At 58.1% G+C, this 20,136-nt stretch carries 24 protein-coding genes and 1 pseudogene; 16 read left to right on the forward strand and 9 right to left on the reverse strand.

The window, feature by feature from the left end:
* Nucleotides 1–32 precede the first annotated feature (32 nt).
* The 6 genes from EEB11_RS17570 to EEB11_RS17590 form a co-directional block, all read right to left on the reverse strand.
* The gene (locus tag EEB11_RS17570; RefSeq protein ID WP_135433622.1) at nucleotides 33–656 is read right to left on the reverse strand and encodes an ASCH domain-containing protein; all 624 of its coding nucleotides are present in this window, start codon (nucleotides 654–656) and stop codon (nucleotides 33–35) included.
* On the reverse strand, nucleotides 649–780 hold the full coding sequence (locus tag EEB11_RS20085; protein WP_245298981.1) for a phage Gp37/Gp68 family protein: 132 nt from the start codon (nucleotides 778–780) through the stop codon (nucleotides 649–651). Before EEB11_RS20085 ends, EEB11_RS17570 begins: the two co-directional genes overlap by 8 nt.
* On the reverse strand, nucleotides 773–1,195 hold the full coding sequence (locus tag EEB11_RS17575; RefSeq protein ID WP_135433624.1) for a hypothetical protein: 423 nt from the start codon (nucleotides 1,193–1,195) through the stop codon (nucleotides 773–775). Before EEB11_RS17575 ends, EEB11_RS20085 begins: the two co-directional genes overlap by 8 nt.
* A 289-nt stretch (nucleotides 1,196–1,484) precedes the next feature.
* Complete coding sequence (gene ligD / locus EEB11_RS17580; protein WP_135433627.1) at nucleotides 1,485–4,019, reverse strand: DNA ligase D; 2,535 nt, start codon at nucleotides 4,017–4,019, stop codon at nucleotides 1,485–1,487.
* A gap of 2 nt (nucleotides 4,020–4,021) precedes the next feature.
* Nucleotides 4,022–4,846, reverse strand: coding sequence for a non-homologous end joining protein Ku (gene ku / locus EEB11_RS17585; protein ID WP_135433629.1), 825 nt, complete (start codon nucleotides 4,844–4,846; stop codon nucleotides 4,022–4,024).
* Between the two features lie 69 nt (nucleotides 4,847–4,915).
* On the reverse strand, nucleotides 4,916–5,152 hold the full coding sequence (locus tag EEB11_RS17590; protein WP_135433631.1) for a response regulator: 237 nt from the start codon (nucleotides 5,150–5,152) through the stop codon (nucleotides 4,916–4,918).
* A 505-nt stretch (nucleotides 5,153–5,657) separates the two neighbouring features.
* Between EEB11_RS17590 and ku (EEB11_RS17595) the strand changes: the two genes are divergently transcribed.
* From ku (EEB11_RS17595) to EEB11_RS17605, 3 genes are all read left to right on the forward strand, one after another.
* On the forward strand, nucleotides 5,658–6,455 hold the full coding sequence (gene ku / locus EEB11_RS17595; RefSeq protein WP_135433633.1) for a non-homologous end joining protein Ku: 798 nt from the start codon (nucleotides 5,658–5,660) through the stop codon (nucleotides 6,453–6,455).
* A gap of 185 nt (nucleotides 6,456–6,640) precedes the next feature.
* Complete coding sequence (locus tag EEB11_RS17600; protein ID WP_135433635.1) at nucleotides 6,641–7,816, forward strand: zinc-dependent alcohol dehydrogenase; 1,176 nt, start codon at nucleotides 6,641–6,643, stop codon at nucleotides 7,814–7,816.
* Nucleotides 7,813–8,334: a DUF2243 domain-containing protein gene (locus tag EEB11_RS17605; protein WP_135433637.1), complete on the forward strand. Its 522-nt coding sequence runs from the start codon at nucleotides 7,813–7,815 to the stop codon at nucleotides 8,332–8,334. The genes EEB11_RS17600 and EEB11_RS17605 overlap by 4 nt, the downstream gene beginning before the upstream one ends.
* Nucleotides 8,335–8,379: 45 nt before the next feature.
* On the opposite strand, the gene EEB11_RS17610 is transcribed toward EEB11_RS17605, so the two are convergent.
* The gene (locus EEB11_RS17610) at nucleotides 8,380–8,619 is read right to left on the reverse strand and encodes a hypothetical protein (protein ID WP_135433640.1); all 240 of its coding nucleotides are present in this window, start codon (nucleotides 8,617–8,619) and stop codon (nucleotides 8,380–8,382) included.
* Between the two features lie 141 nt (nucleotides 8,620–8,760).
* Nucleotides 8,761–9,705: a LysR substrate-binding domain-containing protein gene (locus EEB11_RS17615; RefSeq protein ID WP_135433642.1), complete on the reverse strand. Its 945-nt coding sequence runs from the start codon at nucleotides 9,703–9,705 to the stop codon at nucleotides 8,761–8,763.
* Between the two features lie 172 nt (nucleotides 9,706–9,877).
* Between EEB11_RS17615 and rhmD the strand changes: the two genes are divergently transcribed.
* From rhmD to tnpB, 10 genes are all read left to right on the forward strand, one after another.
* Nucleotides 9,878–11,056 (forward strand): L-rhamnonate dehydratase, encoded by a 1,179-nt coding sequence (gene rhmD / locus EEB11_RS17620; protein WP_135433644.1) that lies wholly within the window; start codon nucleotides 9,878–9,880, stop codon nucleotides 11,054–11,056.
* A gap of 23 nt (nucleotides 11,057–11,079) precedes the next feature.
* Complete coding sequence (locus tag EEB11_RS17625) at nucleotides 11,080–12,087, forward strand: TRAP transporter substrate-binding protein (protein ID WP_135433646.1); 1,008 nt, start codon at nucleotides 11,080–11,082, stop codon at nucleotides 12,085–12,087.
* A 20-nt stretch (nucleotides 12,088–12,107) separates the two neighbouring features.
* Complete coding sequence (locus EEB11_RS17630; RefSeq protein ID WP_135433649.1) at nucleotides 12,108–12,605, forward strand: TRAP transporter small permease; 498 nt, start codon at nucleotides 12,108–12,110, stop codon at nucleotides 12,603–12,605.
* A 1-nt stretch (nucleotide 12,606) separates the two neighbouring features.
* A complete protein-coding gene (locus EEB11_RS17635) occupies nucleotides 12,607–13,893 on the forward strand; it encodes a TRAP transporter large permease (RefSeq protein ID WP_135433651.1) in 1,287 nt (428 codons plus the stop codon).
* A 26-nt stretch (nucleotides 13,894–13,919) separates the two neighbouring features.
* On the forward strand, nucleotides 13,920–14,666 hold the full coding sequence (locus EEB11_RS17640) for an SDR family NAD(P)-dependent oxidoreductase (protein WP_135433653.1): 747 nt from the start codon (nucleotides 13,920–13,922) through the stop codon (nucleotides 14,664–14,666).
* Nucleotides 14,667–14,676: 10 nt separating this feature from the next.
* Entirely contained in the window at nucleotides 14,677–15,531 is an 855-nt protein-coding gene (locus EEB11_RS17645; RefSeq protein ID WP_135433655.1) for a fumarylacetoacetate hydrolase family protein, read from the forward strand.
* Nucleotides 15,532–15,829: 298 nt separating this feature from the next.
* Nucleotides 15,830–16,015, forward strand: a complete 186-nt coding sequence (locus EEB11_RS20490) for a hypothetical protein (protein ID WP_245298983.1) — start codon at nucleotides 15,830–15,832, stop codon at nucleotides 16,013–16,015.
* 99 nt (nucleotides 16,016–16,114) lie between these two features.
* On the forward strand, nucleotides 16,115–16,366 hold the full coding sequence (locus EEB11_RS17655; RefSeq protein WP_135433659.1) for a hypothetical protein: 252 nt from the start codon (nucleotides 16,115–16,117) through the stop codon (nucleotides 16,364–16,366).
* Between the two features lie 86 nt (nucleotides 16,367–16,452).
* A complete protein-coding gene (locus EEB11_RS20265; RefSeq protein WP_280950289.1) occupies nucleotides 16,453–16,578 on the forward strand; it encodes a hypothetical protein in 126 nt (41 codons plus the stop codon).
* Nucleotides 16,579–16,639: 61 nt separating this feature from the next.
* Nucleotides 16,640–16,876 (forward strand): IS66 family insertion sequence element accessory protein TnpB, encoded by a 237-nt coding sequence (gene tnpB, locus EEB11_RS20390; protein ID WP_354002109.1) that lies wholly within the window; start codon nucleotides 16,640–16,642, stop codon nucleotides 16,874–16,876.
* Between the two features lie 66 nt (nucleotides 16,877–16,942).
* Here tnpB and EEB11_RS17665 read toward each other — a convergent pair whose 3' ends face one another.
* Nucleotides 16,943–17,740: a phytanoyl-CoA dioxygenase family protein gene (locus EEB11_RS17665; RefSeq protein WP_135433661.1), complete on the reverse strand. Its 798-nt coding sequence runs from the start codon at nucleotides 17,738–17,740 to the stop codon at nucleotides 16,943–16,945.
* Between the two features lie 87 nt (nucleotides 17,741–17,827).
* Here EEB11_RS17665 and EEB11_RS17670 point away from each other — a divergent pair, with 87 nt between their 5' ends.
* The 3 genes and pseudogenes from EEB11_RS17670 to EEB11_RS17680 all read left to right on the forward strand — a co-directional run bounded on the left by EEB11_RS17670 (nucleotide 17,828) and on the right by EEB11_RS17680 (nucleotide 19,613).
* The gene (locus EEB11_RS17670) at nucleotides 17,828–18,781 is read left to right on the forward strand and encodes a LysR family transcriptional regulator (protein ID WP_135433663.1); all 954 of its coding nucleotides are present in this window, start codon (nucleotides 17,828–17,830) and stop codon (nucleotides 18,779–18,781) included.
* A gap of 45 nt (nucleotides 18,782–18,826) precedes the next feature.
* Nucleotides 18,827–18,997, forward strand: a pseudogene (locus tag EEB11_RS17675) (IS21 family transposase); the annotation flags it as partial.
* 349 nt (nucleotides 18,998–19,346) lie between these two features.
* On the forward strand, nucleotides 19,347–19,613 hold the full coding sequence (locus EEB11_RS17680; protein WP_135433665.1) for a hypothetical protein: 267 nt from the start codon (nucleotides 19,347–19,349) through the stop codon (nucleotides 19,611–19,613).
* The last annotated feature ends 523 nt before the right edge of the window (nucleotides 19,614–20,136 follow it).

Genomic DNA, 20,136 nt, shown 5'->3' on the forward strand with positions numbered 1-20,136 from the left:
TGGATGAGCCGATTATTTTGAACGGATGTGGGTCATGTAATCATACTCCCATTGATAGCGATACTGAGCGTCATCGCGGCCATGGCCAGACCGCTAAGGTCATTGCAAAACACTGCATCGTTGATTGCGCTTTCTGCGATCCTCGCGGCGTCCTCTAGTTCGGCGACTCGCGCCCGCAGATAAAGGATCTCCATATCGTCGGAAGGTTCAGCCATGGCCGCCCCCGCCTCGATGTTGCGCTGCCAGTCGAAGAACCTCAGTGCTCCCTTTGCGGGGAGGAACTCCACAGGTCGCGCGTTGCGCAGGACAAAGCCATAGCGGCCCAAGAACCACGGGCTTTCGCTGGCGTCTACGCAATCCACGATGTCGCACACGCCCACGATTCCTCCCCGACTCAAGGCCTTGCGTTCAGGGATGAAGTCGCCAGTCCAACGCCCTTTACTGACTATCCAACGGGACAGATCAACAAATTTGTCAAACTCGCCATTCGTCATGCGCTTGGCGGCATGGATGCAGACTGGCCCGCGAAACTTGGTCGACCAGTCGCGGTTCTCGATATCTTTGCCAGCATTGATGATGGCCCATGCCCATGGCTGTCTAATCGACAGCGCAATCCGCGGCAGATCTGCAGGTGGTTGGGTGAATAGGTCAGGCATGGCTTTTCCCCGGCAATCTTTCCCTTGTGCTGCCTTCCAGCAAACGGCCATCATCGACTACCGTGCAGCCGGTGGTGATGTTCCAGATGGCATCCGTCCATTCAATTTTGGATTTTTCAGCCACCACACACCTCGATTACTCGATCTACCGACACAGCACATAGGCTGGCGGTGCGTTTGATAAGGCCATCGCGGTCAGCTTTGGACAGTGTGCCAAGCGGCGTATGTTTGCGAGCGGCAGCTTCGAGCTGGGCCAGTGTGACGACAATGATTTCGGCAGGCTGGGGTGCGCGCCGTGGTGTTGGCAGAGGCTTAAACATGGAATGAGGTCCTTCTCGCAAATTGGGGCCGGTAAAGGCGTCGGGCTTTAATGCAGGTGCGTCGTGTGATTTCGGCTTCGGACAGTTCAAATAGCCTCTGCCGCTGCAGATATTACATGGAATTGGATCACGGATCACCGGGCTTGTGTCCTGCACCTCGTGTCGCTTTTCGCAGGCGGGGCAGGGATCGTACTTGCCGTGCAGATAGGGTGTGGTCATTCCGGGTAATCCCCCGGGCGCTCGAGCCTCTTGCGGGGGGAGAGATTCGTTAGAACGTGGTCGCGTTGCCTTCCCGGCTTGGCTGTCAGACAATCCTGCAGTACGCAGTCGCAATGCTGTCCGTGGGGCTGAGCTTGCCAGTGTGCATCACGACGCGTTCCGAGAATTGTAGAACCATGGATGGCGGGGGCACGAAAAACAGGTTGGACGATCGCTCAACCAGAACAGCATTTACTTTACATTGGTGTTTCATTGCTCCCGCCCGCGCCGGATGGCCGGGACAGATGGACTATCTGGACCGGCGGGTTTTCAGCGGCACTTGCGCTGAATGAAAACCCTCCCATGCATCTGTGGACATCATCGCAAGGCGGTTCGGCAGATTGGTGAGCGTGAAATGGTCGGGGCCGATGTCCAGGCCCAGTTCTTCCCAGCGGATCGGGGCCGACACCGCCGCACCCGGCCTTGCGCGGGTGGAATAGGCGGCGACCGCTGTGGCGCCGCGCTGGTTGCGCAGATAGTCGATCAGGATCTTCCCCTTGCGCTTCGCCTTGGCGACGGTCGCCACATAGCGGTCCGGCGCATCGGCGGCCATTGCCATGGCCATTGCCTTTGTAAAGGCTTTGACCTCTGGCCACAGCGCATGGGGTTTCAGCGGTGCCACCACATGCAGCCCCTTGCCGCCGGAGGTCTTTACAAAAGCTGTCAGGCCAGCGTCGGTAAGCCGCTGCCGGATCTCTTGCGCGGCGTCGATGATACGCGACCAGCTGACGCCTTCGCCCGGGTCCAGATCCATGACGATGGTGTCGGGTCGGTCCCAGTCGGCAAGGCTCGCGCCCCATGGGTGAATTTCCAGCGCGGATGACTGGACCAAAGCAATAAGACCATCCAGATCGCTGATGCTGATCAACGGCTCTGATGCCGATTTGGGGTCTTGCGCCAGCGTGATATTTGGATTGATCCCTTTCCATGCATGTTTCTGGAAAAAGGCTGGTCCGCTGATCCCTTCAGGACAGCGCAACAAGGCTAGGGGCCTGTTCACGATATATGGCGCAATTTCACGCCAGACATCCGAGTAGTAATCCGCCAGTCCCTCTTTGGTGACCCCTTCATTCGGCCAATAGATGCGGTCGGGATGGGTCAGCTTTACGGTCCGACGAGGCGCAGCCCCAGCTTTGCTGGCTGTGCCTTCACGGATGATCTGCGCCGCCGGTTTGTCCTCGCGCAGGCCCCGGAACGAGGCGTGGCGCAGATTTCCATCTGCCGTCCAGGCGCGAAACTCGACCTCTGCCACCCGTTCGGGATGCACATAGCGCACCTTACTGGCCTGTGTTGCGGTCAGCGGCGCATCAAACGGGCTGGCGGAAAGGCCAAGCGGTTCTAGCCGGGTGAAAAGGTCCTGCGCAACCTTTGCGGTGAACCCGGTTCCGACACGACCAACATGCTGCAAGGCGACCCCCTCATAGACACCGAGCACCAGCGAGCCGATGGCCTGACGCGAAGTGGTGGAGACGGTATACCCCCCGATCACAAACTCCTGCCGGGCCGAGCATTTCGACTTGATCCAGCTTTTGCCGCGCCCGGCCCGATAGGGGCTGTCGGCCAGTTTAGAGATAATCCCCTCCAGACTGAGACGGCAGGCATGGCGCAGCACCAGCGCCCCGCCCGCGTCGAAATGCGTGCTGTACCGCAGCGCCTGACTCGCATCTTTCAGCAGCGTTTCCAGTAGGGTCTTGCGCGACCGCAAAGGCAGGGCGCGCAGATCGTAGCCATCCAAAAACATCAGGTCAAAAGCGTAGAACACAAACCGATCCGATCGCCCCTCGCTCAGATCGGCCTGAAGCGTCGGGAAATCCGACGCACCGGACTTCGTTTCGACCACCACCTCGCCGTCAATGATCGCCTGATCCAAGGGCAGACGGGAGATGGCCTCGGTGACCTGTTTGCCAAAGCGATCAGTCCAGTCCAGCCCGCTGCGGGTCAGCAAGCTGACCTTGCCGGAATCTATTCTGGCCTGCAGGCGGTAGCCGTCAAATTTGATCTCATGCAGCCATCGCTCTCCCGCCGGAGCCGAGGGCGCCAGGGTGGCCAGCATCGGCGTAATGAAATCGGGTATCTCCGCCATCTTTGCCGCCTCGAATCGGGCCGGGCTCAGGTCGGGCCCATCGTCTTCGGGCCGAGAGTCCTGAGACTGAGATCCGGGGGAATGAGTTTCGGGCTGTTTCCGACGGCGCGCGGGGGCTACCTTTACCGGTGTAGCACCGGACGCGGCCACTTCGTCAATGCCGCGCCCGGTTTTCACCGAGTCTGGCCGCTCGATCAGAATGTCGGGCGCATCCCCGGCGCGGGCGGCGTCATCATCGGCCTTGATCAGCAGCCAGTTTTCCCGCTTTTCATCCGCCTTGCCCTGCATGCGCACCAGATGCCAGCGGCCACCCAGTTTTTCGCCGGACAGTTCAAATTCCAGATGCCCCTTGGAATAGCCTCTTGCCGCGTCGCCGATGGCGGACCATGTTCCGCGATCCCAGACGATGACCGTGCCTGCGCCATATTCCCCCTTGGGGATCGTTCCTTCGAAATCGCCATAGGACATCGGGTGGTCTTCGACATGCACTGCCAGCCGCTTTTCGCCGGTTACAAGGCTTGGCCCCCGTGTCACCGCCCAACTGCGCAACACGCCCTCCATCTCCAGCCGCAGATCATAGTGCAGGCGCCGGGCGGCGTGCTTCTGAATGACAAAACTGCTGCCACCCTTTCGGGCGCGTCTGCCCTTGGGCTCAGGCGTGGCTTTAAAATTGCGCTTCTGATTATACTCCTCCAGCGGCATCTCTAGCCCGCCTTGCGTCTGGGCCGGTCAGACTTTTTCGCCGCTTTGGCCTTGTCGGTCTTGGCGCTTTCGCGCAGCGCTTCCATAAGATCGACAACTTTTTCCCGCTTTGCCGCCGGGCGCGGGGCGATCTTGCGCCCTTCGGTCTTTGCCTTGACCAGATCGGCAAGGGCGGTTTCATAGCGGTCATCAAAGCTGGCAGGGTCGAATGACCCCATCTTCGTCTTGATGATATGGCGCGCCAGATCCAGCATTTCCGGATCGATCTTGGTTTCGGCGATGGACTTGAATGCATCCTCCGCCGCCCGCACCTCGTAATCAAAGTTCAGCGTTGTCGCGATCAGCCCGTTGCCATGGGCGCGGATCAGTACTGTCCGCATCCGGCGGAACAGGACCGTGCGGGCAATCGCCGCCACTTTTGACCGGGCAAGGCCTTCGCGGATCAGGACAAAGGCCTCTTTGGCGGGGCCGTCTGACGGGGCAAGGTAGTAGGGCTTGTCGAAGTAGACATCATCCACCTCGCCGCAGGGCAAAAAAGCCTCGACCGCCATCACCTTGTCACTGTCGGGGATCGCCGCTGCGACCTCTTCCGGCGTCAGCACAATATGCTCACCTGGAGAGGTTTCATACCCTTTGACCTGATCTTCACGCGGGACCGGCTTTCCCGTTTCGCTGTCCACAAATTCCCGCTGAACCCGGTTTCCAGAGGCACGGTTGATAGTGTGAAAGGAAATCCGTTCCGAGGTGGAGGCCGCCGTGTAAAGCGCAACGGGGCATGATACCTCGGCAATTTTCAGGAATCCTTTCCAGTTTGCCCTTGGGGCCATGTCGATCTCCGTCCGGATTGCCGCAATTGGGGAGGGTGGGGAAGTATTCCGATGCGTTATAAAATGCCTTCACGGCAACAGGATTGAGGGAATGCCAAGACAGGCCCGCAAGGCCGCCGCCGTTCTTTGATTGGAACTGCGATCTGAAAGGGCGGTGCAGTCAACCGCTTCCCCTTCGGCGATGGCAAAGGCTGCATCCTTGTCGGCGGTCAGGCCGACAACCTTCGCATCGCACCGCTCCAGCGTTTCCGCGATCTGCAGGGCGATATGGAGGTCATTTTCGAGGATCAGAACTTTTTTGGTCACGGCCTTTTCCCATCTGAACACATGAATCTGAACTCCCGCTGTCGCTACTGGTTCCAAACCACGGGTCACGACGCGCGGAACTCTCTCTGACTGTGCTCGTTGCATCGGACAGAACCCGGCGGCAGCGGCGCCTCGCAACCTTCCGGATGGGAGGGCAGGTAGTCGCCGGTCTGTCCCGCTTGGTAACGCAGTGGCAAGGAGGCCGGCCCTTGGCACAGATCGTGTATCATGTCTCACATGAACAGTTCGGACCACGCGAGCTGCTTAACTGCTGCAATTGGTATAGCTGGCCGAAGCTGCAGGGTTTGACGCCGCAAAATTCCGGAGCTTTGATGAATGCCGTCATGGCAGCGGGGCCAGGTTCCGAATACGCCGCACGCAAAGTTTCCTAAGGATCACTGCTTTCTGAATCCCGGTCCCAGCGGGAACAATCGGCGGGTCTTGCCGTTGGTGCATTGCGACCATCTGGGTCGGACCTAAAAAGCAACGATGGTAAGGAACAGCCATGGCCCCGCGCACGTTCTGGAAAGGCTATCTGAAACTGTCTCTGGTCACCTGTCCAGTAACGATGGCCCCGGCCACCACCGCCTCAGAGAAGGTCAGCTTTCACACTCTGAACGCAAAGACCGGCAACCGCGTCGTAAGCCGCTATCTTGATGCGGTCAACCAGAAGCCGGTGCGCGAAGAGGATGAGGCCAAGGGCTATCCCCGGGGCGAGGATGATTATGTTGTGCTGGAAGATGACGAGCTAGACAGCATCGCGTTGGAAAGCACCCGCACCATCAATATCGAAACCTTCGTGCCCGCGGAATCCATCGGCTGGATCTGGTACGACCGCCCGCATTTCCTGTCCCCGTCTGGCAAGGTGGGGGAGGAAGCGTTTTCGGTCATCCGTGAGGCGATGGCGACCACCGGCACCGTGGGAATTGCCCGGCTGGTGCTCTATCGGCGCGAGCGCGCCGTGATGCTGGAGCCACGTGGCAAGGGCATCATCGTATGGACCCTGCGCTATGGTGACGAGGTGCGCGATGCCGCAGACTATTTTGATGACATCGGCGACAGCAAACCCGATCCGCGTCTGATGAAGCTGATCAAACGCCTGATCGGTGAGCGCAAACGCGATTGGGTGCCGGAAATGGCCTGTGATCCGGTGCAGGAACGGCTGCTCGACATTATCGCCGCCAAGAAAAAGGGGCGGAAAAAGCCGGCGAAAGTCTCGGCAAAGCTAGAAGAGACTGGGAATGTGGTGAACATCATGGACGCGCTCAAGCGCAGTCTTGCATCGGAAAAAAGGGGCCACTGACCGGCACCCGGGCTTCGCTCTCAGGAACGAACGGCTGATCCGTCGGTTTTCTGTCAGGCAAGGGGGGCGGCAAGGCGATCCCGCATCCCCTCAGACAGGACCTGAACCGAAGGATAACAACGATGTTGAATACGGACCTTCTCCCGTCACGCCGCTTAGGCTGCATCCTTAGCGGGACGCATTAGATGCGCGCGCTCTGCTGGCACGGCAAAGGTGATGTGCGCGTTGATACCGTTCCGGACCCGAAGATCGAGCACCCGCGCGATGCCATCATCCGGATCACGGCCTGCGCGATCTGCGGCTCGGACCTGCACCTGTTCGACGGCTATCAGCCGACGATGGAAAGTGGCGACATTCTGGGCCACGAAAACATGGGGGTCGTGATCGAGCTTGGGTCCGAGGTCACGAACCTGAAGGTCGGTGACCGGGTTGTCGTGCCCTTCACCATCAGTTGCGGGCAGTGCTGGTTCTGTCAGAAGGGCCTCTTTTCGCTGTGCGACCGGACCAATCCGAATGCGGAAATGGCGATCAAGGCGATGGGGCATTCCCCGGCGGGCCTGTTTGGGTTCAGCCATATGCTGGGCGGCTACAGCGGCGGGCAGGCCGAGTATCTGCGGGTGCCGATGGCCGATGTGGGGCCGATCAAGGTGCCGGATAACCTGACCGATGAACAGGCGCTGTTCCTGTCCGACATTTTTCCGACCGGCTATATGGCCGCCGAAAATGCGCAGATCAAGGATGGCGATACCGTCGCGGTCTGGGGCTGCGGCCCGGTGGGCCAGTTCGCTATCCGCGCCGCGCGGATGATGGGGGCTGGCCGCATGATTGCCATCGATGAGGTGCCGGAACGGCTGGCGATGGCCGAGGCGGGCGGAGCCGAGACCATCGATTTCTCGAAATGCGACGTCTATGACGAATTGATGGTCCGGACCAAGGGTCGCGGCCCGGACAGCTGCATTGATGCCGTCGGATGCGAGGCGGCCGGGCATGGCGCGGTCGACGCCGTGATGGACAAGGCCAAAGCTGCGGTCGGGCTTGCGACAGATCGGGTGCATGTCCTGCGCGAGGCGATCTTCAGTTGTCGCAAGGGCGGCACGATCTCGGTCCCCGGGGTTTATGTCGGCATGGGGGACAAGCTGCCGATCGGGGCCGCGATGAACAAGGGGCTGACGTTCAAAATGGGCCAGACCCATGTGCAGGCCTACACCCAACCGCTGCTGAAGATAATCGAGGCCGGCAAGATCGACCCCAGCTTTGTGGTGACGCACACCACCTCGCTGGAGGATGCGCCCGAAATGTACCAGAAGTTCCGCGACAAGGAGGACGGCGTGATCAAGGTTGTCCTGCGTCCGGGCGGATGACCCGCGCAGTTGTACCGCGCCCGGCGCGTGCCCGTCCTGTCCCCCCGGCGCACAGCCGGAGGTCGGTCGCTCCGGGCATTCTGCTCGGTCTGGGGCTTGGCGGGTTCTTTGATGGGATCGTTCTGCACCAGATCCTGCAATGGCATCACATGCTGAGTTGCAGCTATCCGCCCATCACGCTTGTCAATCTGCAGCTCAACACGCTGGCGGACGGGTTGTTTCACGCGGCAGCGTATGTCTTTGTTGCGGCAGGGGTTTTCCTGTTGTGGCGACAGGCGCGCAAACCGGGGTTTACCCTGTCGGGACGGGTTTTCACCGGCAGCCTGCTGATAGGGTTCGGGATATTCAACCTGGTCGAGGGCGTGATCAACCACCACCTTCTTGGCATTCACCATGTCAACGAAACGGTGCTGCCGCATCAATGGCTTTGGTGGGATCTTGGGTTCCTCGCTTGGGGAGCGGCGATGCTAACCGGCGGGCTTTACATGCTTAAACCCCGGCAGCGGCGGGAGACCTGAGCGGATAGAGCAGGAAGGCGCACTTGCATGCGCCTTCCCGTTTCTTCACATGTCTTTGGTTGCGGCGCAGATTTCTTCCATCTGCTCCATGGTCACGTTCAGCGGTGCGGTCGCGTTTGCGGAGGTCGCGGCGGTGGCCGGTTCTGCGGTTCCCGTCGCAGCGGTCGTGTCGGTGGCGATGCTCGTCGTTGTGCTGCCGTCTGCCGTTGCGGTGGTGCCAGCGGTGGTGTATCTGGTTGCCTCGGCGGTCCCGGCCGCGCTGTCAGACTGCTCCTTGTAGGACATGCAATCACGCTGGGCATGGCCTTGTCTTCTTCCGACAGCGTCGCCCATTGCGTCGTCAGTTCTGCGGACGGACGGACAGTGGTGCCCGCTTCGCCAAACATTGCGGAGCCTCCCTAATCATCAAATTTAGTGACAAGGGATCTATTTCCGAGTGAGCTTATTGTTTTCAACTGCAGCGACACGAAGTTTGTGTACAAAAACTTCGGCTACCTTCGTCAACATTGTGTCGCGACGTGTCAGAATGCCAAAACCGGGCACTGTCGTTTCCACTATCGCCGGAAGCCGCGCTATCAGGCCTGCCAAGAGATGATCGCGCACGACTGACACTGGTAGAAGGCTGATCGCATCACTGGTTTGGATGAGATGGAGGATTGCAAACAGTGACACAGATTCAACGTGGTTTTTCGGCGTCGTAAGGCCGGCATCGGCAAATGTCTTGTCGAGGATCTGGCGGGTGGGTGTCGTCACAGGCTGCAAGATCCAGGGAAGGTCATGAAGGACATCAAGTAGGAGTGGTGTGACCGTTCCGGATAGTGGATGATCGCGCCGCACGACATAGGCGAGGGGCTCTTCACTCAGATGCTCAAAGTTGAAGAGGGCTTGCTGTCGGGTAGCGCTGAATCGCCCGACAGCGATATCGATTTCACCTGTTTCCAACATATCCAAGATGTTGTCGCTCGTTTCTCCCAGCATTCGGATAGTGAGCAAGGGTCTTTCCGCTTTCATTTCCGCGACGACTTTGGCAACGAGGTCCGGTGCTGCGCCCATGATTGCGCCGATAACCAGCATCCCATGACCACCCGCCAGCATCGTTTCGAATTCGGCTGAGAACCGCTCGATCCTGTTCAGGATTTCTTCGGCAAAACGCGCCACTTCCACGCCAATATCCGTGGGTGCCATCCCTCTTGTCTCTCGATGGAAAAGCTCTGCACCCATAATCGTCTCAATGTCTTTGAGAAGCTTGGAAGCGGTTGATTGCGTCATGTTGAGCACTGCAGCGGCACGGTGCATGTTTCGCTGTTCATTCAGCGCCCTGATTAGTGAGAAGTGCCGCAGTCGCAGTCGGGCCACCAGTGCGCGCGTCATGAATGCCTCTCCCGATCGTATTTTGCGATCAGATCAGCAAAATTCTTCATTAGTCAAGCATCACTCTTGTTCGTAATCTGCTCAGAGATCAGGCAGAGGAGGGCCGGATCGTTCGATGTGCATGTGTTGGCGCATCGGGACGCCCGCTCTCCTTTAGAGAAGGAGAATGTGTGTGGCAGTTCCAATCATTAAACATGTGCGCGCTTTTACGGTGCGGGGCGGCGGAGCCGATTATCATGATCAGGGGCGCGATCACTGGATTGACGACAATATCTCAACGCCCATGTCAAAATATCCGGCTTATCGTGAAAGCCGCCAGAGTTTTGGCATCAACGTGCTTGGCACCCTTGTGGTCGAGATCGAAACCGACACCGGGGTGACCGGCTTTGCTGTCACGACAGGTGGCGAGATTGGTGCCTTCATCGTTGAAAAGCATCTTGCGCGGTTTTGCGAGGGGCGTCCGGTGACCGACATCGAAATCATGTGGGATCAGATGTTTAACGGTACGCTCTATTACGGACGGCGCGGCATTGTTCTCAACGCGATCTCCGGCGTTGACCTTGCGCTCTGGGACCTGCTCGGACAGGTGCGGCAGGAACCCGTCTACGCGATGATCGGCGGTCCAGTGCGGGATGAGCTTCAGTTCTATGCGACCGGCGCTCGCCCTGACCTTGCAAAGGATATGGGCTTCATCGGAGGCAAGATGGCCGTTCAGCACGGCCCTGCACAAGGCAAAGACGGCATGGTGGCCGAACTCACCCGACTTGAGAAAATGCGAAACGCGGTGGGCGAAGACTTCTGGCTCATGTTTGATTGCTGGATGAGCTTGGATGTGAACTATGCCACCAAGCTGGCGACAGCTGCACATGACTATGGCCTGAAGTGGATCGAAGAGGCTCTGCCGCCTGACGATTATTGGGGCTATGCTGAACTGCGCCGCAATGTGCCACGCGGGATGATGGTAACAACAGGCGAGCACGAGGCAACGCGCTGGGGCTTCCGTCTCCTTCTGGAGATGGAATGTTGCGACATTCTGCAGCCTGATGTGGGGTGGTGCGGTGGCTTGACGGAATTGCTCAAGATATCGGCTCTGGCCGATGCGCATAACAAGATGGTCGTGCCGCATGGCTCGAGTGTTTACAGCTATCATTTCGTCATCACGCGCCACAACAGCCCGTTCAGCGAGTTCCTGATGATGGCACCGAAGGCCGACGAAGTCGTGCCGATGTTTTCGCCCATGCTGCTGGATGAGCCGATTCCGGTGAATGGCCGCATGAAGGTGCCTGATCGCCCCGGTTTTGGGGTCCGGCTCTCGCCCGACCTTGATCTCAACCGACCATACGACCACTAAAAAGTAATCCTAGGGAGGAAACCATGGAACATTTTATCAATAATCCCCTGACCCGGCGCGGACTGGCCATGCTGAGCGTTGCACTGCTAGGAAGCGCAGCGTTTATCAGTCCGGCAACTGCACAACAGACCATTCGACTGGCGCATCACTTGCCCACGGATAGTGAGCAGCACATTGCAGCGGAGCGTTTCGCCGAACTTGTGCAGGATCGCAGCGCAGGCGCCTTGAAGGTACAGATTTTGCCTGCAGGACAAATGGGCGGCCAACGTGAACTCATCGAATCTGTTCAGCTTGGCACATTGGAAATGGCTTATGGCGAGTCCGGACTTTATGCCAATTACGTGCCCGCTTTCGGCATCCTCACACTGCCTTACCTGTATCGGGATCCTGCCCATTGGGCGTCGGTGGTGACGGGCGAGATTGGAACGGGATTAGCGGAAGAGCTTGCTAACTCGGCGGATCTGCGGGTCCTGAACTGGATTCAGGCGGGATATCGGGACACCTACACAACCGAGGCACCCATACTGTCACCCGCCGATTTTCAGGGACTGCGGATCAGGGTGCCTGAATCGCCCGTCTTTGTGGAAACTTTTGCCGCGCTCGGGGCTCAGCCGACACCTATCCCTGGACCCGAGATCTATACAGCTATGCAGGCTGGAGTAGTCGCCGCGATGGAGGGGACGCCAGAGTTTGCTTACGGCCAGCGGATCTACGAAGTTGCAGGCCACCTGTCGATGACGCGGCATATCTTCTTTGATGGCAGCTTTGTCACGAGCGACACATTCCTCAACGGCCTCTCCGACGATTACCGCACGATAATCACCGAAGCTGCTGAAGAAGTGGCTGCCTTGCAGCGCGAAGAATGGGCAGACCGTGAAAGCGGTTGGCTCGATCTGATGCGCGAAGGCGGGATCGAAGTTCACGAGGTCGATCAGGAGCCCTTCCGCGAAGCTCTGGCTCCGCTGCGAGATCTATTCGCAGAGCGTGCGGGCGCAGCGGACACGCTTCAAGCCATCTACGAAGCGCAATAAAACCATAAGGGGGCGACGACATGCGTAAATTGGCCGATATCGTGATGAGGGTGCTTGCCGCTGTTCTCGTGGTCATTTTCAGCGTCATGATGGTATTGGTATTCGCGCAGGTCGTCGTGCGCTTCATCCCTGGGTACAGTCTATTCTGGACTGAAGAAGTGGTGCGGACCCTTCTCGTCTGGAGCGTCATGATCGGCGTTCCGGTCGTCCTTTATAGGAGACAAGAGATTCTTGTAGATCTCTTTGCCTATTCTCCACAGATATCCCCTTGGCGGTTTCAACTGGCCTCGGTCATGTCGGTAATCTTCTTAGCTGTGCTGTGGTGGTATGGCTGGAGTTTTACTAGCCGATCAGCCGGTTCCATGTCCCCGACACTCGGCATGTCCCGCGCCTGGATATATGCCGCCATTCCGATCGGGGCTTTCCTCGGATGTATAGCGTTGGTGGTCCGCCCCTCGGTTCACAAAAACATTGCAGCCGACGACGGCTCCATCGACTTACAAACCGGAAAAAAATGATATGACCATTGCCATACTTTTCGGCCTGTTTGCCATTTTGCTGCTGCTAGGTGTGCCGATTGCCTTCTCGATGGGGCTCAGCGCTGTGGTTGTTTTGGCGTGGGGGGGTGACGTGCCGCTTCTGATTCTGCCGCAAAGGTTTTTTTCATCGCTCGATAGTTTTCCCCTCATGGCGATCCCGCTGTTTATTCTCGCTGGCAACCTCATGAATGTGAGCGGCATTACCGAAGCTATCGTGCGCTTTGCCAAGTCCCTGATTGGGCACGTGCGTGGCGGCTTGGGTCAGGTCAATATTCTGACGTCAGTTCTCTTTTCGGGAATTTCAGGTTCTGCAGCGGCTGACGTGTCTGCTGTCGGCTCAATGATGCTTCCTGCGATGAAACGCGAAGGCTATAAGCCTGAATGGTCGGTCGTAATCACGGCCACTTCCGCGATCCTTGGACCTATTATTCCCCCGAGCCTGCTTATGGTGCTTTATGGTGCTATGACCGGACTGTCGATAGGCACTCTCTTCCTTGCCGGTATATTGCCAGGTCTCGTCATCGCGGCGCTTCTCATGGCTTATACCTGGTATCGTGCCGATGATATCGGCGCTGTCCGACATCCGCGCGCACCGCGTAGTGAGGTTTGGTCAAGCTTCAAAACGGCTGTTCCTGCGTTGATCATGCCATTACTGATCATCGGAGGTATTCAGTCCGGGTTTTTCACCGCAACCGAAGCTGGAATACTCGCGGTGGTCTACGGCCTGCTTTATGGAGCGGTTTCACGGCAGCTCCATGTCGGAAATACGATCGGTTTCATCCGCGACGCGGCCATATCGACATCCTCTATCCTGATCATTCTTGGCGGTGCCGCTCTGTTCAGCTGGATCATCGCCCGCGAAGGTTTTCCTGCGCAGCTTGCTTCGGGTCTCGGAAATCTAACGGAAAACCGACATCTCGCGCTATTGCTGATCGTTGTGGCTCTCCTGTGTCTAGGCATGTTCATTGAGACCATTTCGGCCCTGATACTGGTGACCCCGATACTGGCCCCAATAGGGATGGTTTACGGGATCGACCCAATCCATTTCGCGATGGTTACCGTGATCTCAGTTCTACTTGGTTCGATCACACCGCCTGTGGCCATTATAGTCTTGCTGGCCTGCAAGATCGGCGAGGTGGACTACGCCAAGGTTATGCGACCACTTTTCCCTTACTTCGCAATCATCCTGCTGGGCCTGCTGATCATCATGTTCGTGCCGTCTGTGACGCTATTCGTGCCGCGCATGTTCGGCGGTTACGGACAATAAGACTTCATCAACATCGGAGCTTCATCATGAATACCATTGATCTTAACGGACGTACTGCAGTCGTTACCGGAGGCGCACAGGGGATTGGGCTTGCAGTCGCGCATCGGCTCATTGCCAGCGGTGCGCGAGTGTCGATCTGGGACCGAGACGAGGTCGAAGGGAACGTCGCACTCGGAGATCTGGGAGAAAATGCCGAATACCGTATGGTTGATCAGGTCGACGAAGAGGCAGTTGTCGCGACCTGTGCCGCGACAGAGGCAGAGTTCGGGCCTATCGACATCCTCGTTGCCAACGCCGGTATTGCCGGATCGAACGGACCGGTCGTAGACTACGACCCAATAGAGTGGCGGCGCATCATTGATGTGAACTTGAATGGGGTCTTTTATCTCAACAAGGCAATCGCCAAAGGGATGATCGGACGCGGCTACGGGCGCATCGTGAATGTCGCCTCAATCGCGGGCAAAGAGGGCAATCCGAATGCCGCCGCCTACTCCGCCTCCAAGGCCGGAGTTATCGCTCTGACAAAGTCGCTCGGAAAGGAAACTGCCGGCGCCAATATTGCGGTCAATTGTGTGACACCAGCTGCGGCGCGGACCCGCATCTTTGACCAGATGGCACAGACGCATATCGACTATATGCTGTCGAAAATCCCGCGGGGCCGTTTCCTCGAAGTCGATGAGGCCGCGAGCATGATCACATGGCTGGTCAGCGCTGAAAATTCATTCACCACCGGTTCGGTCTTCGACCTTTCGGGTGGGCGGGCAACTTACTGAAGGAAAAACCATGAAACTCCTAAGAATTGGTGATGCGGGTGCGGAAAAGCCTGCGCTTTTGGAGGACGACGGCACGCTGCGCGATCTGAGTGGGCTGGTGGAAGACATTGCTGGTGATGTGCTGACACCGGAAGGGCTGTCGATCATTGCCAAAGCTGACAAAGCGGCGCTGCCCGTGCTACCTGAAGGACGGATTGGCCCTTGTGTGGGTCGGGTCGGCAAGTTCATCTGTATTGGGCTCAATTATGCGGACCATGCAGCCGAATCTAATCTGCCTGTTCCCAAAGAACCAGTCATATTCCTCAAGGCGACAAGTTCGATCTGTGGACCGAATGACGACGTTCTCGTGCCGGTCGGCTCCGAAAAGACCGACTGGGAAGTTGAGCTTGGCGTCGTGATCGGAAGGCCAGGCAAAAACATCACCGAAGCCGATGCAATGGATCACATCGCAGGATATTGCGTCGTCAATGACGTTAGTGAACGCGGATTTCAGATCGAACGTGGTGGCCAGTGGACCAAGGGCAAGGGTTGCGACACGTTCGGACCGATTGGGCCATGGCTCGTTACTGCAGATGATGTGAATGATCCTCAGGATCTGTCGCTTTGGCTAGAGGTGGATGGCCGCCGCTATCAGGATGGCTCCACACGGACAATGGTGTTCGGTGTTGCGCATATTGTGCATTACGTCAGCCAATTTATGAGCCTGCAGCCAGGTGATGTCATCACGACAGGCACACCTCCCGGCGTAGGCATGGGGCAGAAACCGCCGCGGTATCTGCACGGCGGCGAGACTGTCAGACTCGGTGTCGAAGGCCTTGGCGAGCAGAAACAATATATACGTAACAGTGGTTCTGTTGATGGGTAAGCGTTAAGGGTACCCCGTGGGTTAATGGCGTCTGGGAGATGGGATAGACCTTGGGCGTTGATCTGTGCCGAGGCTCTATGTCGATGACCAGTCCTACGCATAGAGGCCAACGCAGACATCGGCGATCCTGCGCTCAGGTCAGGGGGAGAGACCAATCTGTGAGACAATGAGGAGAGTACCGCAATGTGTGGGGCAATTATGCGTTACTCTCCTGCGCTGCCCTTTGGCCCACTTTTACTCTGCCGTTGACAGGTGGGGTCAAACCCCGCGCCGAAACGCTACGCCTATGAAATACCGGATGCCATTCAGTGTCGGCGGCCTGATTGTCAAGGAAAGCCTGGCCATCGCACAAGCGTTCCGACCAGGTAAGACCTGGCGGGAAGCGCGCGAGCGGTTGGTGGCCGAGGGCATTTCGTCCTTTCCGAAATGGGCATCACAGACCTCTCTCTGCCGTGTTCCGGATCTTCCCTGTCAGAAACTGTAGGATGGCATGACCACGCGGAAGCAGCTGATCGACAGGCGAAGGGGAACCACCGTGCCGCCTTTGGGCTTTACCCAGCAGACCATGCACAGGAGCAACCCGATGGCACAGTTCCCGAAATCCCCGCCCGAGCCGGAAAATCACCCACTTAAGGACCAACTTCCAGTCTTTGATCAGGGCTCAGACGATCTGCCCTGGCCACAGGATGACACCTTGAACGCCGATGAAGAGGGCAATGTGCTGCCGGGCAATGACCCGTTGGATGAAGACCCGAACGACAACGGCCCGGACGAGCAGTTTGATCCAGAAGATATCCGTCGCCGGAAAGGTCTGGAAAGACCATTGCTGGAGTAGGCGCGATAACGCCTAGACCCGTAACTCGCGCCGAAAATGCAGGCGGCTATACTGCTCATCTGCGGCAATGCGTCCAAGATTTCGGTTTGCCGGCGGTGCCGCACCTTTCCAAGATCGAATTGCAACTGGCCAATGGTCGCTGCCTGCACTTCGACACGCTGCTGGATGCGGGCACGCTGACGCGGCGGATCCGTATTTTGGAAACCGCGTAATCGAACCCGTCACCGGCGTTAGGGTCTATCTGGCCTGCGGCGTGACCAATATGAGGAAGGGATCGAAGGCACGGCGGCCTTTGCGCAGAATACTATACGGCAGAAGCCGACGAGTGGTGCGGTCTTCGCCATTCGCGGGCGTCGCGGCGACAGGCTGAAGCTGCTTCTTTGGGACGGCCGAGGGTTGCCCCTACTACATGGTGATGGAGCAGAGTCACTCCGGCGCCGGCGCGGCTCGCCTGACCTCGGCGCAGCTCGCCATGCGGCTCTGTTGCAACAGAGCCATTTGCCCCCGTAAGACGGTGCGGCCAACAGGTTGTGATACCTATTACATCCGGCTGTCTGTCGGGCCACCGCGCCGCGTTTAGCGCGACCAGATCACAGGGAACCAATCGTCGCGAAGCTTCTGGCCGGGCAGCATGCCATGGCCGGGGAAAGGGGGGGAGGTTCGTCCAGGACGATCGACATAGCGGGCGTCGTCGCCCACCAAACGGAGCGAAAACGCGCGGCGTCGGTTTGCGGTCTGGTTGCCACGCGCACCGTGCAGCGTGCCGAAATGGAAGGCAACTGCATCGCCTGGCTCCATCTGCCATTCCCGGATCTCCATGCCTTCTGCATCGGGATCGGGCACGGGCATATAGGCGTCTGGATCGGGATAGAAGTTTTCCTCCGACAGCCACCGGGTCGGCAAGACAGGCTTGGCCCATCTGTGCGATCCGACCACGCAGCGCAGGCTTGCCTCGTTGACCGGGTCGAGCGGCGACCAGAAGCTGATCGTCTGATGCCCTTCGACGAAGTAATAGGGGCCGTCCTGGTGCCATGGTGTCGGCTTTGAGGTGCCCGGTTCCTTGACCAGCACATGATCGTGAAACACCTGAACAGTGGAAGATCCCATGAGATCGGCACCGACTTCTGCAGCGGCTGAGGTGCGGATAACCAGCTCGAACTCGGGTATCCGCATCCAGTTGCAGTAGTCGTCGAAGAACCGCCCACCCTCACCGGGCTTCAAGTTTTCCGAGGCGTATTGGCCCGGCTCGGCCATGTTGCGGTCGACGCCCAAACGTAATGCTTCCACGTGTTCCTTAAAAAGTCCCCGGATCAGAACAACCCCGTCGCGTTGAAAAGTCTCGATGTCGTTCTGGCTGAGGCTGGGGTGAGGCATCTGGGAATTCCTTAATGTGGGCAACTGGACCCTGATGCGAAGTTGAGTTAGTTTCAAATAATGATTACCTAATGTAGTCTTAGTGCAGTGCTATACCTTACACTTCGCCAGCTGGAGTATGTGGTCGCCATAGCCCGGGAGGGCAGCTTGTCGGCTGCGGCTGCTGTGCTCAATGTTTCGCAGCCTTCTTTGTCGGTCGCGCTGACGCAGGTTGAAAACATTCTTGGGCAGACACTGTTTGTGCGCAGCAAGGGCACGCCGCTGCGCATCACAACATTTGCCAGGCGCTATGTCGTCGAGGCAGAGGCGCTTTTGGCAATGGCGCGGCGTCTGGAGGATCCCGAAGCGATCCGGCAGGGGGTGAACGGCTCCATCGCCATAGGTTGCTTTGATGATTTGGCACCATGTCACCTTGCGCCGATCCTTCGCCGGCTTCGTGAATTTCTGCCGGGCGTTGACGTCACCTGGCGAATTGCCGATTTCGAAACACTCTCGCGCGATTTGCGGGAGGGCCGTATCGATCTTGCCCTGACCTATGATCTGGGGCTGGATTCGACGGTATCGCGCAGCGCCGTGGCGCAGGTGTCGCCTTTTGCTTTTTTTGCTTCCGGGCATTCACTGGCCCGACGCCCTGACATCACGCTCGCGGATATTGCTTTCGAACCTTTGATCCTGTTTGACGAACTGCTGTCCAATCGCCATGCCTTGCAGCTTTTTCGCGGCCTCGGCCTTTCGCCCTTGGTTGTGCATCGGGTGCGGTCACTTGAAATTATGCGCAGCCTTGCCGCCAACGGCGAGGGTGTGGGGATCAGCTATACCCGCCCTCCCGGTAGCTTGGCCTATGATGGGGCGAAGGTAGCCACGGTTGCGATCAGCGATCCTGCCGCGCGCGAACCTGTCATTCTCGCACGGTCGAGCGACGCGCCTGATGTGCCGGTTGTCTCCGCAGCATTTGCAATGATCGCCGCCATGTTTGCAGAGCCGGCCTATGGCAAAGGATCTTTTGCGCAAGGCACCGCGCGGGGAACTACTGATCCGTAGCTCGTCTTTTCCGACAGACCGATCACCGGCACAGACTGCTCGGTTGCCTTTCGCGTCCTCGAAGGCGTGCCCGGTCGCGGCATCTACGACAATATGAAGACGGCCGTCGACAAGGTTAGAATTGGCAAACAGCGCGATGTGAATGCGCGGTTCACGGCGATGACCAGCTATTATGTTTTTGATCCCGAGTTCTGTAACCCGGCGGCGGGCTGGGAGATGATCTGTGCAGCTTTGAGACCAATCGCGACGGAATATTCCTGAACCTTATCGGTAAATTCTGACACTGCGCGAAGACAGACAAGCGCCTCGCCTTCTTCTTCTCAGGGAAGTTGCTGACCAGACCGAGATCAGTGGAGATAAGGCCGAGGCTGGGCGTCATCTGGTCGCTGCGTTAAAAGAGACGAAGCGCCGCGGGCTAAATTTACAGTCGCCACGGCTTGATCAGGTCTCCGGCCTTCTGGCGAGCCTTGCCGAGACCCTGCCTAATCTCATCCACTGGGATATCCGGCCAGCGAGGACAGTTTCGATCCTCGCATCCCTTGCCCAATTTCTTTCTGGCCAAGTAGTGGACGATGGCGGGCGATCGATTTTCGGCGACCTAACCCTGCCTGCACTCGAAAAGCTTGCTGAGGCTTGGGCCCAGGAACTCGATCCGTCGTGGATCGAAGCCAAGCAGGCCATCGGTGACAAGAGCGCCAAGGACAAAAGCATTCCGGACTACCTTGGCATCGCGTCAATCGAGGAGTTGTTCTACACCCAACCGCAAGGCAAGCTTGATGAAATCCGGGCTCGAGCCGAAACCGCTCCTCGACTTCAGCTGGACGGCCTCTGAGGGGCAATCCACGGGTGTGCTGGATAGGGTCAGCGCGGTGTTCGTCGGTCGGGAACCATGATAGCGACTGCCTGAAACGAAATTTCGGGTCAACAATAGGTTAACCTGATAACTTACTTGCTTTACCGTTTGGGCTACATCCACTTCCGTTGGCTGCGGTCGAGGGCCGCGAATTAATCATCTGACATCAATGGCTTGGTGCGTGAGTGGTCGAAATTTAAGGGACTTATGTTCTCCCTGTGGTCCGCCTCATAACCTTGGGGTCGTAGGTCAAACCGCGCATCGTAGTTCAGGTAGGCTACGGCGGTTGCCTGTCCCCGCAACCAAATTATTACGTGTTATCAAATGCTTATGCGCCGCCCTCCGGGGCGGCGTTTGCGTTTGCCAAACTCGTGGAAGCACTGTGGAAGCAAGAGGGAGCGAAATTGTTGGGGCGGATGCGCAGCCGAAAAAGGCGCACTCCCGCTAAAGCTCAAACAGTGTGGGGTAATCCCCCCATTTTTGACGGGGTGCATTTGTAGAA

The sequence above is a fragment of the Pseudotabrizicola sediminis genome (assembly GCF_004745575.1).
Lineage (GTDB): Bacteria > Pseudomonadota > Alphaproteobacteria > Rhodobacterales > Rhodobacteraceae > Pseudotabrizicola > Pseudotabrizicola sediminis.